The sequence below is a fragment of the Paramagnetospirillum kuznetsovii genome, from assembly GCF_003284725.1.
Taxonomy (GTDB): Bacteria; Pseudomonadota; Alphaproteobacteria; order Rhodospirillales; family Magnetospirillaceae; genus Phaeospirillum; species Phaeospirillum kuznetsovii.
In genome coordinates this window covers 44358-60016 of the sequence record NZ_PGTO01000004.1, presented here as the reverse complement: position 1 = coordinate 60016, position 15659 = coordinate 44358, and the positions used below count along the sequence as shown (strand labels likewise).

Genomic DNA, 15659 nt, shown 5'->3' with positions numbered 1-15659 from the left:
CATCGCCGCAAGTAAGGCGGCTATGTTTGATCAAGCATGGATTCCCGCTTTCGCGGGAATGACGATGAATTGGCAATTCGGGGAGATCAGACCATGACCTGGGGAGAGATCAATTTCGCGCCCGCGCGCGTCGTCGTCGAGGAGCTTCCCGACGGCGGCATGATCCTGCGCTCGCCGGACAGCCTGAAGCCGTTCTCGCGCTGCCTGGGCGACCTGCTGCACCACTGGGCCGACCGCATTCCCAACGCCCCGTTCCTGGCCCAGCGCAACGCCGAGGGCGGCTGGCGCAAGGTCACCTGGGCCGAGGCGCTGCGCTCGGTGGAAGCCATCGCCCAAAGCCTGCTCGATCGCGGCCTGAACAAGAACCGGCCGGTGATGATCTTGTCGGACAACAGCATCGACCACGCCCTGCTGGCCCTGGCCGCCATGCATGTGGGGGTGCCGGTGGCTCCCATCTCCCAGGCCTATTCCCTGGTCTCCAAGGACCATTCCAAGCTGAAATACATCGCCGAGCTGTTGAAGCCGGGTCTGGTCTACGCCCATGACGGCGCCCGCTTCGCCGATGCCCTGAACATCCCGGAACTGGCCCGTGTCGAGGTGGTCACCAGCATCAATCCGCTGCCCGGCGCCGCCACCCTGGCCGACCTGCTGAACAATGCGCCCGGTCCCGAGGTGGAAAACGCCTTCGCCTCGGTGCGGCCGTCCACCGTCTCCAAGATCCTGTTCACCTCTGGCTCCACCGATCTGCCCAAGGGCGTCATCAATACCCAGCGCATGATGTGCTCCAACCAGCAGGCCATCCGCCAATGCTGGCCTTTCCTGGCGGATTCCCATCCGGTGTTGGTGGACTGGCTGCCGTGGAATCACACCTTCGGCGGCAATCACAACTTCAACATGGTCATGCGCCACGGCGGCACGCTGTATATCGACGAGGGCAAGCCCATGCCGGGGCTGGTGGAAAAGACCGTGGCCAATCTGCGCGAGATTTCGCCCACCCTGTATTTCAACGTGCCGCGCGGCTACGACATGCTGATCCCGCTGCTGGAAAGCGACGACGCGCTCCGCGCCAATTTCTTCAAGAACCTGAAGCTGATGTTCTATGCGGGCGCCGCCCTGCCGCAAAGCCTGTGGGAAAAGCTGGAAGCCCTGTCCATGCGCGCCCTGGGGTATAAGGTGCGGCTGGTGTCGTCCTGGGGCTCCACCGAGACCTCGCCCATGATCACCACCGTCCATTTCGACATCGAGCGGGCCGGCAATGTGGGCCTGCCCGCCCCCGGCTGCGAGTTGAAGATGATTCCCAACGGCGGCAAGTTGGAGATGCGGGTGCGCGGCACCAACATCACGCCGGGCTATTTCAAGCGCGACGACCTGACCAAGAAGGCGTTCGACGAGGACGGTTTCTACATCATCGGCGACGCGGGAAAGCTGGCCGACCCCAATGATCCCGCCAAGGGCGTGTTGTTCGACGGCCGCGTCGCCGAGGACTTCAAGCTGATGTCGGGTACCTGGGTGCCGGTGGGCGCGCTGCGCGTCGCGGTGATCGACGCCGCCCAGCCGGTGCTCCAGGACGCCGTCATCACCGGCCACGACCGCGAGGAAGTGGGCGTGCTGGGCTTCGCCAGCCCGGCAGGCTGCCTGTCCCTGTGCCCCGGCCTGCCCGCCGATACGCCGCTCAAGGACTTGATGGCCCAACCGGCGGTGCGCGACAAGATGGCCGCCGCCCTGAAGGCCCTGGCGGCCCAGGGCAAGGGCACCTCGCACCGCGTCGCCCGGGCGCTGCTGATGGACGAGCCGCCCGGCATCGACGCCAACGAGATCACCGACAAGGGCTATATCAACCAGCGCGCCGTGCTGACCCGCCGGGCCGCCCTGGTGGAGCGACTCTATGCCGAGGGCAATGACCCCGAGGTCATCCGCCTGGGCTGAACCCCTCGTTCCTTCGTCACCCCCGCGAAAGCGGGGGTCCATGCCGGGAACAGCGCCTGACGTGGACCATTGCGGATTGTACTGCCACTCAAATGGATTCCCGCTTTCGCGGGAATGACGGCAAGAGTTTGGAGACTGGAAAAATGACCAACGGGCACGGAACCGTCTACGACGATATTTGGCTGGTGGATGGGGTGCGGACCGGGTTCGCCGACTTTACCAGCGTGCTGGCGGACATCTCGCCCACCGATCTCGGCATCAAGGTGGCCCGCGAAGCCCTGGCGAAATCCACCATCGCGGCCGAGGACATCGACATGGTGGTGGCGGGCAACATGGCCCAGTCCAGCTTCGACGCCTATTTCCTGCCCCGCCATATCGGCCTGTACGCCGGAGTGCCCATTCCCGTCCCGGCCCTGCTGGTCCATCGTCTGTGCGGCACCGGCTTCGAGACCATCATCCAGGCGGCCGATTCCATCACGCTGGGCAAGGCCTCCAAAGTCCTGTGCGTCGGCACCGAATCCATGTCGCGCAATCCGGTGGCGTCCTACACCACGCGCAATGGCTTCAAGATGGGCCAGGTGGAGTTCAAGGACTTCCTGTGGGAAGCCACCAAGGACACCGCGTCGTCCACCTCCATGGGCGACACCGCCGAGAATCTGGCCAAGAAGTACGCTATCAGCCGCGAGGAAGTGGATGAATTCGCCGCCCAAAGCTTTGCCCGCGCCATCGACTCGGCCGATTTCCGCTCAGGCGAAATCGTCCCGGTGATCAGCGAGACCTTCACCCGCGAGGGCTATAACGACCGAGGCATCCGCCTGCCGCGCGGGGTCGCCAGTTTCGCGGTGGACGAGCATGTGCGCCCCACCCCCATGGAGGTGCTGAGCAAGCTGAAGCCCGCCTTCAAGGGCGTGCAGACCGGCGGCAACAGTTCCGCCGTGGTGGACGGCGCCGCCGCCGCCATCGTGGTCGGCGGCAAGACCGTCAAGGAACGCGGCTTGAAGCCGCTGGCCCGCATCGTCGCCGCCGACGTGGTGGGCGTGCCGCCCGAGATCATGGGGATCGGCCCCGCCCCAGCCATCGCCGCCGTGGTCAAGCGCGCCGGTCTGACCCTGGCCGATATCGACCGCTTCGAGATCAACGAGGCGTTCGGCGCCCAGTATCTCGCCGTCGAGAAGGAACTGGGCCTCGACCGCGCCAAGGCCAATGTCAACGGCGGCGCCATCGCTCTCGGCCATCCGCTGGGCGTCACCGGCGTGCGGCTGTGCATCACCGTCGCCCGCGAATTGCACCGCCGGGGACTGAAGCACGGCATCGCGTCGGCCTGCATCGGCGGCGGCCAGGGCGTCGCCATCCTGATCGAGGTGTAAGCCCCATAGGACGAACACCGGAGCGTAGCGACTAGGCCCAAGGGGCCGCGCCGCTCGTGCGGCGAAAGCCAAGCCTCCCGGAGGGAGGCGCCCGGCGACTGAGGGACACTAAACCGGAGCGTAGCGACTAGGCCCAAGAGGCCGCGCCGCTCGTGCGGCGAAAGCCAAGCCTCCCGGAGGGAGGCGCCCGGCGACTGAGGGACACTAAAAATGATCGACTACAAGACTCCGCTTGCCGACATCCTGTTCGCCCTGAAGCATGGGGCGGGCGCCGACCGGCTGGGCCATTGGGACGCGGAACTGGCCTCGGACGTGCTGACCCATGCGGGCGCCATGGTGGACGGCATCATCGCTCCCCTGGATCCCATCGGCGACATGGAAGGAACCCGTCTGGTGGACGGCCGCGCCGTCATGCCGCCGCAGTTCGTCGAGGCCTATCGACAGTTCAAGGAGGGCGGCTGGCCCGGACTGGCGGTGGATGAAGAGTATGGCGGCCAGGGGCTGCCCCATATCCTGGCCTCGGCCCTGTCCGAGATGCTGTCGGGAGCCTGCATCACCTATCAGATGGTGCTGTCGCTGGCCCATGGCGCCATGCGCACCCTGATCGCCAGCGGTTCGGAAGCGCAGCGCAAGACCTGGGTGCCGCGACTGGCCTCGGGCGATTATCTCGCCACCATGTGCCTGACCGAGCCCCAGGCGGGGTCGGACCTGGGGCTGGCCCGGACCATGGCCACCCCCGTCGATGACGGATCTTGGCGTATTTCCGGTGGCAAGATCTTTATTTCCGGCGGTGACCAGAACCTGACCGACGGCCGCATCATGCATCTGGTGCTGGCCCGCACCCCGGACGCCCCGGCCGGGGTCAAGGGGCTGTCGCTTTTCATCAGCCCGTCACACCTGCCCGACGGCTCGCGCAACGCCATCTCGGTGGTGCGGCTGGAGGAAAAGATGGGCATGCATGCCTCCCCCACCTGTCAGGTCGCCTTCGACGGAGCGCAAGCCGAGATCGTCGGCGCGCCCGGCGAAGGCCTCGCCCGCATGTTCACCATGATGAACGCCGAGCGCCTGGATGTGGCGGTCCAGGGCGTCGGTCTGGCCGAGGTGGCGCTGCAACGCTCGCTGGCCTATGCCACCGAGCGCCGCCAGGGCCGTGCCGGAAGCGGCGGTTCCGGCCCCGATCCCATCAACCGCCACGGCGATGTGCGCCGCATGCTGCTGACCCAGATGGCCCTTGCCCAGGGATGCCGCGCCATGGTCATGCGCACCCTGGTGGATCTGGAGTTGGGGGAAAGCCCCGCCCTGATGGAACTGATGACGCCAGTCTGCAAGGCCTTCGCCACCGAGGCGGCGCAAGAGACCGCCAGCCTCGCCATTCAGATCCACGGCGGCTACGGCTTTCTGCGGGAATACCGGGTCGAACAGATCGCCCGCGACGCCCGTATCACCCCCATCTATGAAGGCACCAACGGCATCCAGGCCGCCACCGTGGCGGGCCGGGTCATTCGCATGGACAATGGCGCGGCCTTGCGGGAGTTCCGCGCCGAGGTGGAAGGCGCCGCCGCCCAGGCCACCCCCGCTTTCGCCGAGCGGCTGATGGACGGGCTGGCCGCCTTGGACCGGGCCTCGGCCGCCATGCTGGCGCGGCGCGACCTGGGCCTGACCGCCACCAGCTATCTTCGCCTGATCGGCCTGCTGGCGTTCGGGGCGGCATGGTCACGGCTGGAGGCCGCCGCCGATTTCGCGCCCGATCCCGGCCGCATTCGCGCCACCGCAAGTTTCGTGCGGGACTGGATGTTATGCGAAATCCATGCATTGGCGGAGCGCTGCGAAATTTCCGCCGAACTCGGGTCTTTACCCGATAATGTGTTCGAATTGTAAAGAATCCGGTGGAAAACCTGCTGATCGAGTCCGGTATACGGTTGTAATGTGGCCCAAATCACGCGACATTATCGTCCTTCCCGGCAATGTGTCGGCCCGTGAGGCAAGGCGCTGCTGGTAGTGTTTCCGACGGACCGAGCCATGTTGCCCTGAATCAAGGGTTGACGTCGGCGACGGTCATGTCATTTTCTTCGCGTCACGATATTCAAACGGGGGTCTCATGAACAAGCAGGATCTGGTGAACAAGGTTGCCGAGCTGAGCGGTCTGTCCAAGGCTGCGTCCGACTCTGTGGTCGATGCTACTTTTGCCGCCATCACCGCGGCTCTGAAGGCTGGCGACGATGTCCGCCTGGTTGGTTTCGGTTCCTTCTCGGTGACGCAGCGCGCCGCCAAGGAAGGCCGCAATCCCCGCACCGGCGCGACCATCAAGATCGCCGCCTCCAAGGCGCCGAAGTTCACTGCCGGCAAGGGTCTGAAGGACGCCGTCAACGGCTGATCCCGACCCATTGGGTAAAATGCCAAGGCCCTCGGAGGGAACTCCGAGGGCCTTTTGCATGAGAGTCTTGCCACAGCCGATTACATCGCGCGGATTTCCGCTAGGAAGCGATCGACACCCTGGCGCAGCGTATCTGCCTCGCCAGCAAGGCCGTCGGCGGCCTGAAGCATTTCCCGCGCCGACATTCCCGCCTCTTCCGTAGTACGACTGACCGAGGTGATAAGACCCGAGACTTCGCGGGCACCGGCGGCGGCCTCGTGCACGTTGCGGGTGATCTCCTGGGTGGCGGCCCCTTGCTGCGTCACCGCTTCCGAGATGGTCGAGGCGATTTCGTCCATGCGGCCGATGGTGCGCCCGATCTCTTCAATGGCCTCCACCGCCTCGCCGGTGGTGGTCTGAATGGACGAGATTTGATTGGCGATCTCGTCGGTGGCCTTGGCGGTCTGGCTGGCGAGGTGCTTGACCTCATTGGCAACCACGGCGAATCCCTTGCCCGCCTCCCCGGCCCGGGCGGCTTCGATGGTCGCGTTCAGGGCCAGCAGATTGGTTTGACCGGCGATATCGTTGATGAGGCTGACCACCTCGCCGATGCGGCTGGCGGCCTCGGACAACCCCCGAACCACGCCGTCGGTGCGCCTGGCCGCATCCACCGCCGAGCGGGCGATGGAGGTGCTTTGCCCGACCTGGGAGCCGATTTCGCTGATGGAGGCGCTGAGTTCCTCCGCCGCCGCCGCGACGGTTTCCACATTGACGCTGGTCTGTTGCGCCGCCGCGGCAATGGCCTGGGTCTCGTTCGAGGCGGATTCAATGGCGCCCGACATGGCGGTGGCATTGCCGCGCATGCGGTCGGCGGATTGGCTGACGGTCACCACCGTCGACTTGACGCCGGATTCCAGGCCGGCGGCCAAACCGTCCAGGGTCGCCTTGCGATCACTCTCGGCCTGACGGCGCAGGGCGGCCCGCTCCTCGGACATGCGGGCCACTTCCAGCGAACTGGTGCGGAACACCTCGGCGGCGTGGACCAGATCGCCGATCTCGTCCTTGCGACCGGCGCCGTCGAACTGAACCGAGGTATCGCCGTCGGCGAGCTTGCGAATGCCGCCGGTCAGGCTCGCCATGCCGGTGACGATGCCGTTGCCGATATACCAGGACACGAACAGCACACAGAACAGGATGGCGGCGGCCACGCCGCCGGTGGTGATCAGCTTGGCGCGGAAGGTGGCATCGACGTCGTCGATATAGATGCCCGAGCCCACCAGCCAGCCCCATTCTTCAATCCCCTTGACGTAGGAGAGCTTGGGAACCGGCTTTTCGAATCCGGGCTTCGGCCACAGATACGAGACGAATCCGGCCTTATCCCGCTTCACCACGTCGATCATTTCGTTGAAGAACAGCTTGCCGTCGGGATCGGCCATGCTGCGCAGATCCTTGCCCGCCATATCGGGGCGTATGGGATGGACCACCATCTGGCCGGCCAGACTGTTGATCCAAAAGTATTCGGTTCCGCCGTAGCGAAGCGATTTGATCACTTCGATGGCGGCGGCCTGTGCGGCGTCGGCGGGCATCCGGCCTTCCTTGGCTTCCTTGACGTAGAAGCCGATCATGCTGTGGGCGGTTTCCACCACATGCTGCGTCTTCAGTTGCCGCGCCTCCAGCAGCTCTTGGCGGAGATTCCCCAAATTCAGCAGGATCACCACACCGATGCCCAGCACCGACACTGCAACGATGAGGAGTATTTTGATCTTAAAACGAAGATTATCGACAACCATTCCGCCCTAAACCCCAAAAAAGCGTCGCATGCGCACAATTCCGCCACATTTTGTAAGGCATCCCATGGATATCCGTCAACTGCGCGCTAAAATAGTTCGACATTTGACCTCGATCACCGGATTTGTTTTTGCAGATGATTGTTTATGACCGCAACATAACTGTGTTTGGCGCGCCCATTACAGCATCGCCGAGCAGAATGAGCAGCACGCTGACTGTTTATTGTCGTCTGATTACTTGTCGGAAGATCCAAAGAAAAAAACCCTCCCGCTCGCGGGAGGGTTTGCTTGGTCCAAAATCAGATCAGCAGAGCGGCAAGTCGCTCTTCCCCATCAAGAAGAGATCGACCGACCGAGCCGCCTGACGGCCTTCTCGAATGGCCCAGACCACCAGGCTCTGGCCACGGCGGATATCCCCGGCGGCGAAGATCTTGGGATTGGAGGTAACATATTGGACGGTATCGGCCTTGACGTTGCCGCGACCATCCTTTTCCAGGCCAAGGCCATCCACCAGACCTTCGTGAACGGGATGGACGAAGCCCATGGCCAGCAGCACCAGATCGGCATCCAATTTGAATTCCGTTCCGGAAATCGGCTGGAACTTGCTATCGACCTCGAAGCAGTCAAGCCCGATCACCTTGCCACCCGCGCCCCGGAAGGCGGCGGTGGAGACCGCCCAGCGGCGCTGGCAGCCCTCGTCATGGGAGGACGAGGTGCGCAGCCGATTGGGCCACAGCGGCCAGGACATGCCCTTGTCTTCCTTTTCAGGGGGCTTGGGCATGATTTCGATCTGGGTCACCGAGGCGGCGCCCTGACGGTTCGAGGTGCCGACGCAGTCGGCGCCGGTGTCGCCGCCGCCGATAACCACCACCTTCTTGCCCTTGGCCGAGATGTCGGCCACACCCACCGGCTCGTCGCCATTGCGGCGGTTCTGCTGGGTGAGGAAATCCATGGCGAAATGAACGCCGTCCAGATCGCGGCCCGGCACCGGCAGATCACGGGGCTTTTCCGAGCCGCCGGTCAGCAGCACGGCGTGGTAGCCGTCCAGCAATTCCTTGGGCGAAACGCTGACGCCCACATGGGCATTGGTCCGCAGGCTAACGCCTTCCGCCACCATCTGGGCCACGCGGCGGTCGATCACCGCCTTGTCCAGCTTGAAGTCCGGGATGCCATAGCGCAAAAGGCCGCCGACCTTGGCATTCTTCTCGAACAGGGTCACCGAGTGTCCGGCGCGGGCCAGCTGCTGCGCCGCCGCCATTCCGGCCGGGCCGCCACCGACCACGGCGACCTTCTTGCCGGTCTTGGGCTTGGAGGTATCGGGCTTGACCCAACCTTCGGCCCAGCCCTTCTCGACGATGGCCTGTTCGATGGTCTTGATGGCGACCGGCGCGTCGGTGAGGTTGAGCGTGCAGGCGGCCTCGCAAGGTGCCGGACAAATACGCCCGGTGAATTCCGGGAAGTTGTTGGTGGAATGCAGAACATCGAGAGCCTCGCGCCAACGGTCGCGATAGACCAGATCGTTCCAGTCCGGGATGATGTTGTTGACCGGGCATCCCTGGTGACAGAAGGGAATGCCGCAATCCATGCAGCGCGCCCCTTGCAGCTTCAGCTCGTCGGCCGACAGCGGCTTGGTGAATTCGTTATAGTGGCGAACCCTCTCCTCCGGCTTCTCGTAGCCGGGAGTCTGGCGGGCGTATTCCTTGAAACCGGTCGGCTTTCCCATGTCAGCGCCCTCCCCCACGGGCCACAGGCCCGCTACCATGTTGATTGGCGGTGAAGCCGCCGGCAGCGGCTTTGGGCGCTTGGGCCTTTTGTTGCATTTCGAGCAGGGCGCGACGGTAATCCACCGGCATCACCTTGACGAATTTGGGCATGTAGTACTCCCAGTGCAGCAAGATGTCGTGGGCGCGCTTGCTGCCCGTATAGTGCTGGTGATTGCGCAGCAGCGCCTGGATGCGCGACGCGTCGTCGCGGGTCATGTCGCCCATCAGTTCCACGAGGCCGTGGCCTTCCAGATCGCCCGCCTGGTTCTCGTGCTTGACGTTGGCGTCTTCCTCGGCCGCCACCGGCTCCAGCTCCACCATGGACATGTTGCAGCGCTTGGCGAAATCGCCCGCCTCGTCCAGCACATAGGCGACGCCGCCCGACATACCGGCGGCGAAATTGCGCCCGGTCTGGCCGATGACCAGGACAACGCCGCCGGTCATGTATTCGCAGCCGTGGTCGCCGACCCCTTCCACCACCGCGATGGCACCGGAATTGCGCACGGCAAAGCGTTCGCCACCGACGCCACGGAAGTAGCATTCCCCTTCGACGGCGCCATAAAGCACGGTATTGCCGACGATGATATTGTCCTCGGCGACGATCTTGGAGACCTTGGGCGGATAGATGACGATGCGGCCGCCCGAGATGCCCTTGCCCACGTAGTCGTTGGCCTCGCCTTCCAGCTCCAGCGACACGCCACGGGCCAGGAAGGCGCCGAAGCTCTGCCCCGCCGTGCCTTCCAGCTTGACGTGAATGGTGTCGCCGGGCAGCCCGGCATGGCCGAACCGCTTGGCCACCTCGCCCGACAACATGGCGCCGATGGTGCGGTTGAAATTGCGCGCCTTCTTGGTGAGGCGCACCGAGACCCGGTCGTCCAGGGCCGCCTTGGACTCGGCGATCAGTTCGCGATCCAGAACGTCGTGGACGTCGTGTTCCTGCGGCTCCACATTGCGGGTCGCCACATCGGGACCGGCGGGAATCTTGTGGAACAGCTTGGTGAAGTCCAGACCCTTGGCCTTCCAATGCTCCACCGCGTCATTGACGTCCAGCAGATCGGAACGGCCGGTCAGTTCCTCCATCTTGCGCACGCCAAGCGAGGCCATCAATTCGCGCACTTCCTCGGCGACGAAGAAGAAGTAGTTGATGACGTGTTCCGGCTGACCGCTGAACCGCTTGCGCAGTTCCGGATCCTGGGTGGCGACGCCCACCGGACAGGTGTTGAGGTGACACTTGCGCATCATGATGCAGCCCGCCGCGATCAAGGGCGCGGTGGCGAAGCCGAATTCATCGGCGCCCAGCAGGGCGGCGATCACCACGTCGCGACCAGTGCGCAGGCCGCCGTCGCACTGCACGGCGATGCGGCCGCGCAACTGATTCAGCACCAGGGTCTGATGGGTTTCCGCCAGACCGATTTCCCAGGGGGAACCGGCATGCTTGATGGAGGTCAGCGGCGAGGCGCCGGTGCCGCCGTCGAAGCCGGAAATGGTGACGTGGTCGGCCTTGGCCTTGGACACGCCCGCCGCCACGGTGCCGACGCCCACTTCCGAGACCAGCTTGACCGAGATGCGGGCCGCCGGATTGACGTTCTTCAGATCGAAGATCAGCTGGGCCAGATCCTCGATGGAATAGATGTCGTGGTGCGGCGGCGGGCTGATCAGGCCGACGCCGGGGGTGGAATGACGCACCCGGGCGATGACCTTGTCAACCTTGTGGCCGGGCAGCTGGCCGCCCTCGCCGGGCTTGGCGCCCTGGGCCATCTTGATCTGAATGTCGTCGGCATTGGCCAGGTATTCGGCTGTGACGCCGAACCGGCCCGACGCCACCTGCTTGATGGCCGAGCGCATGGAATCGCCATTGGCCATGGGAGTGAAGCGTTCCGGCTCCTCGCCGCCCTCGCCGGTATTGGACTTGCCGCCGATGCGGTTCATGGCGATGGCCAGCGTGGTATGGGCCTCGGCCGAGATGGAGCCGAACGACATGGCGCCGGTGGCGAAGCGCTTGACGATCTCCTTGGCGGGCTCGACCTCGTCCAGCGGCACGCCATTGCCCGCCGGCTTGATCTTGAACAGGCCGCGCAAGGTCAGCAGCCGTTGGCTTTGATCGTCGATGGCGCGGCTGAATTCGCGGAACTTGTCCATGGAGCCCGAGCGCACCGCGTGCTGCATGGCGGCGATGGTCTCGCTGGTCCAGGCATGGGCCTCGCCGCGCAGACGAACCGCGTATTCGCCGCCCACATCCAGGGAATTGCGATAGATGGGCGCGTCGGAATAGGCGATCTTGTGGCGGCGCACCGCTTCCTCGGCAACGCCAGCCAGCGAGATGCCCTCGATGCGGCTGGCGGTGCCCGCGAAATAGGTGTTGACGAAGGGACCGGCCAGACCGATGGCGTCGAAAATCTGGGCGCCGCAATAGGACTGATAGGTGGAGATGCCCATCTTGGCCATCACCTTGAGGATAGCCTTGTCCATGGCCTTGATGTAGCGCTTCTGGACCTCGTGGGAGTCCAATTTCTCTGGCAGATTGGGGCGCATCTCCTCCAGCGTCTCGAAGGCGAGATAGGGGTTGATCGCCTCGGCGCCATAACCGGCCAGCACGCACATGTGATGAATCTCGCGCGCCTCGCCGGTTTCCACCACCAGTCCGGCCTTGGTGCGCAGACCCTCGCGGATCAGGAAGTGATGCACGGCCGACACCGCCAGCAGCGACGGAATCGGCACGTTGTCGGGACCGACCGAACGGTCGGACAGCACGATGATGTTGAAGCCCTCGGCCACCTTGCCCTTGGCCTGACGACAGATACCGGCCAGGGCGGCTTCCAGCCCGTCCGGGCCTTCGGCGGCGGGCCAGGTGATGTCGATGGTCACCGACTTGAAGCCGGAATCGGACAGAGTCTCGATGCGGCGGATCTTCTCCAGATCCTCGTTGGTGAGGATGGGCTGGCGCACTTCCAGCCGCTTGGCGTGACCGCCCTCGCGACCGAGGCCCAGCAGGTTGGGGCGCGGGCCGATCAGGGAGACCAGGCTCATCACCGATTCCTCGCGGATGGAATCGATGGGCGGATTGGTCACCTGGGCGAAGCATTGCTTGAAGTAGTTGAACAGCAGCTTGGGCCGCGCCGACAGCACCGCGATGGGGGTATCGGTGCCCATGGAGCCCACCGCTTCCTGGCCGGTCACCGCCATGGGCTGCATCAGGAACTTGACGTCTTCCTGGGTATAGCCGAACACCTGCTGGCGCTTGAGCAGGGTCGCGGGATCGGGCTGGACGGTCTTCACGTCGATGGCGACGTCTTCCAGCATGATCTGCGACTGGCGCAGCCACTCGGCATAGGGCTTCTCGTCGGCCAGCTTCGCCTTGATCTCGGCGTCGTCGATGATGCGGCCCTGTTCCAGATCGATCAGCAGCATCTTGCCGGGCTGCAGGCGCCACTTCTTCTTGATACGCTCTTCCGGAATGGTGAGGACGCCCATCTCGGACGCCATCATGAACTTGTCGTCGGTGGTGACCAGATAGCGGGCCGGACGCAGACCGTTGCGGTCCAGGGTGGCGCCGATTTGGCGGCCGTCGGTGAAGCACACCGCCGCCGGGCCGTCCCACGGCTCCATCAGGGCGGCGTGATACTCGTAGAAGGCCTTGCGCTTGTCGTCCATCAGCGGATTGCCCGACCACGCTTCCGGCACCAGCATCATCATGGCCTGGGCCAGCGAATAGCCGCCCATGACCAGGAGTTCCAGCGCATTGTCGAAACAGGCGGAATCCGACTGGCCTTCCGGGATCAGCGGCCACAGCTTGGCCAGATCATCGCCGAGGATATCCGACGACATGGTCTGGCGTCGGGCATTCATCCAGTTGAGATTGCCGCGCAGCGTGTTGATCTCGCCGTTGTGGCAGATCATGCGGAAGGGATGGGCCAGACGCCAGCTGGGGAAGGTGTTGGTGGAGAAGCGCTGATGCACCATGGCCAGGGCGCTGGTCATGCGCTGGTCGCTCAGTTCCTTGTAGAACACGCCCACCTGATCGGCCAGCAGCATGCCCTTATAGATCAGGGTGCGGGTCGACAGGGACGGAATGTAGAAATCGCGCTCCGAGCCCACCGGAGCCCGGTTGAACACCAGCTTGCGGATGACGAACAGCTTGCGCTCGAAGGCCTGCTGATCCTTGAGACCGGCGCCCATGCCGATGAAGATCATGCGCACCACGGGGACTGTCGGCAGCACGGAATGGCCCAGGCTGGAAGTGTCGGTGGGCACGTCGCGCCAGCCCAGGACCACCTGGCCCTCGGCGCGGATCAGGGACTCGAAATGCTCCTCGCAGGCCTTGCGGATGGCGGCGTCCTGGGGCAGAAACACGCAACCGGCGCCATAGGAGCCCTCGGGCGGCAGGGTGATGCCATTCGAAGCCGCTTCCTGGCGCAGGAAGGCATCGGGAAGCTGAATCAGGATTCCGGCGCCGTCACCGGCTTTCGGGTCGGCGCCGACGGCGCCGCGATGGGTGAGATTGACGAGAATCTCCAACCCGTCCCGCACGATGTCGTGAGACTTGCGGTTCTTGATATCGACAATGAAGCCGACACCACATGCGTCGTGCTCATGGCGAGGGTCGTAGAGGCCCTGTGCTTCCGGCAATCCGCTCATCTTCACCAGATTCCTTTTCGCCCCCGCGGAAACCTAGGATTTCCGAGGAAATATCAACACATCCGTCCCTATTTAAAGGCACGACATCCCTTGTCCGATCACACCGCCCGTGATCAGCCAAGCAGCCTTCATAAGACATTCCGGCGACTTCGCCAAGAGCAGGAAACATCATCGGCATCTCCGCGCGTTCCAACCACCGCGATTCGGCCAAGTTTCCCTTTCGTCGCGTGCACACTGACGGTATTGTCCGGACAGGTGGGACCAGCCGCATACATGGATGATGCGGATTGTTGAAGACAGGGGATCGCCCTCGAAACGCGAGGATGGGGACGCGAGTTTAAGGACGGCGACAATCATTATGAGTGACGATTTCGAACTTTTCGGCGACGAACCGACACCGCCCCCTTCCACCTGCGGCGCGACGCCCATCGGCGGTGGAGACCTGTTTTTCGACGACGATTCCGGGCCGACGGTGGACGCAGCTCCCACCATGAGCATGACAGAGCGCGTCGCCCTAAACCTGAAGCTGTTCTCGGTCACCCCCGAGGTCAGCGCCGCCCTCCGCGAAGCCTCCAGCCAAGTGGTTCGCGACATAGAAAATCTTGTGGCCGAGTCACTCGATTGGGTGCAGCAATTCCCCCCCTTCGGTGAAAAGCTGACCGACGACGCCAAGGCCACCCTGTCGGGCGTGCTGACGGAACATTGGCGCAATCTGTATCGCGGCGAATTCACCGCCGATTACAACGCCACCGCCCAGCAGCTGGGCTTCATGCTGGCCTATATGGATCTCGGCGCCTCGTGGTATCAGGCCATGGCGGCCGCCGGGTCCAGCCGCGCCCTCACCATCATCTTTCGCAACAAGCGGGGATCGGAAACCGTATCCTCCGCCCTTCAGCGGGTGGTGATGCTGGACCAGTCGGTGGTCACCCACGACTATTTCGCCGCCGCCACCCAGAACCGCGCCAAGGTGGCCCAGGACTTGGCCAGCGCCTTCGAGAAGTCCATCAAGAAGGTGGTGGAGGAAGTGGGCGCCATGGCGGTGGAGCTCAAGACCCATTCCGACGAGATGCTGCGCCGCCTGTCGCACATGGACTTCGAGACGGTGAACATGGCCGCCGCCGCCGAGGAAGCCTCGTACAGCGTCGACAATATCTCCAACAACACCAACCAACTGGCGACCTCCATCGGCCATATCCGCGACAATGTGGTCCGCACCTCGCAGGCGGCGGAACAGGCCGCCGATGCGGCGCGGGCCACCGATTCCGCCATGCGGCAAATGCTGGACGTGGCCAGCCGCATCGGCAAGATCGGCGAGACCATCGACACCATCGCCCGCCAAACCCGCATGCTGGCCCTGAACGCCACCATCGAGGCGGCGCGGGCTGGCGCGGCGGGCCGCGGCTTCGCCGTGGTCGCCCAGGAAATCAAGAACCTGTCCGAGCAGACCAGCCGCGCCACCAAGGAAATCGCTCATTCGGTCAGCGAGGCGGTCCAGGCCACCAGCGAAGCGGTCAACACCATCAACCGCACCGTCGACTCGGTGGCCGCCATCAACCAGGTGGCCACCGAAGTGCGCGAATCGGTGGAGGCCCAAACCGGCGCCACCTCGACCATTGCCGGTCATGTGGCCGAGGCGGCGGCGGGAGCCAAGGCGGTGACCTCCTCGGTCAACAGCGCCATCGAGGCGCTGGGCGTTTCCAGCAGCGCGGCCAGCGAGCTCAACCGCTCCGCCGATGCTCTGTCCGTCAAGGCCGCCATCATGCGCACCGAGGTGGATCAATATCTCGACCGTCTCCAGCATATGGAATAAGGCAGCAAGGGAGGAATC

8 protein-coding genes are annotated in these 15659 nt (G+C 64.3%); 5 read left to right on the top strand and 3 right to left on the bottom strand.

Annotated elements, in window-relative coordinates; genetic code table 11:
* Nucleotides 1-36 precede the first annotated feature (36 nt).
* The 4 genes from CU669_RS06930 (at nucleotide 37) to CU669_RS06915 (ending at nucleotide 5667) form a co-directional block, all read left to right on the top strand.
* On the top strand, nucleotides 37-1926 hold the full coding sequence (locus CU669_RS06930; protein WP_112143106.1) for a feruloyl-CoA synthase: 1890 nt from the start codon (nucleotides 37-39) through the stop codon (nucleotides 1924-1926).
* Nucleotides 1927-2069: 143 nt separating this feature from the next.
* On the top strand, nucleotides 2070-3293 hold the full coding sequence (locus CU669_RS06925) for a thiolase family protein (RefSeq protein ID WP_112143612.1): 1224 nt from the start codon (nucleotides 2070-2072) through the stop codon (nucleotides 3291-3293).
* A 210-nt stretch (nucleotides 3294-3503) separates the two neighbouring features.
* Nucleotides 3504-5171, top strand: coding sequence for an acyl-CoA dehydrogenase family protein (locus tag CU669_RS06920; RefSeq protein ID WP_112143105.1), 1668 nt, complete (start codon nucleotides 3504-3506; stop codon nucleotides 5169-5171).
* Between the two features lie 184 nt (nucleotides 5172-5355).
* Nucleotides 5356-5667, top strand: a complete 312-nt coding sequence (locus CU669_RS06915) for an HU family DNA-binding protein (protein ID WP_456095306.1) — start codon at nucleotides 5356-5358, stop codon at nucleotides 5665-5667.
* Nucleotides 5668-5747: 80 nt separating this feature from the next.
* On the opposite strand, the gene CU669_RS06910 is transcribed toward CU669_RS06915, so the two are convergent.
* The 3 genes from CU669_RS06910 to gltB all read right to left on the bottom strand — a co-directional run bounded on the left by CU669_RS06910 (nucleotide 5748) and on the right by gltB (nucleotide 13831).
* The gene (locus CU669_RS06910; RefSeq protein ID WP_239988584.1) at nucleotides 5748-7379 is read right to left on the bottom strand and encodes a methyl-accepting chemotaxis protein; all 1632 of its coding nucleotides are present in this window, start codon (nucleotides 7377-7379) and stop codon (nucleotides 5748-5750) included.
* 358 nt (nucleotides 7380-7737) lie between these two features.
* Nucleotides 7738-9156: a glutamate synthase subunit beta gene (locus CU669_RS06905; protein ID WP_112143103.1), complete on the bottom strand. Its 1419-nt coding sequence runs from the start codon at nucleotides 9154-9156 to the stop codon at nucleotides 7738-7740.
* A 1-nt stretch (nucleotide 9157) separates the two neighbouring features.
* Nucleotides 9158-13831: a glutamate synthase large subunit gene (gene gltB, locus CU669_RS06900; protein WP_205119387.1), complete on the bottom strand. Its 4674-nt coding sequence runs from the start codon at nucleotides 13829-13831 to the stop codon at nucleotides 9158-9160.
* Nucleotides 13832-14189: 358 nt separating this feature from the next.
* On the opposite strand from gltB, the gene CU669_RS06895 reads away from it, so the two are divergent.
* Nucleotides 14190-15641 carry a methyl-accepting chemotaxis protein gene (locus CU669_RS06895; RefSeq protein ID WP_161539602.1) on the top strand — a complete coding sequence of 484 codons (1452 nt, stop codon included), beginning with the start codon at nucleotides 14190-14192 and terminating at the stop codon, nucleotides 15639-15641.
* Nucleotides 15642-15659: the final 18 nt, after the last annotated feature.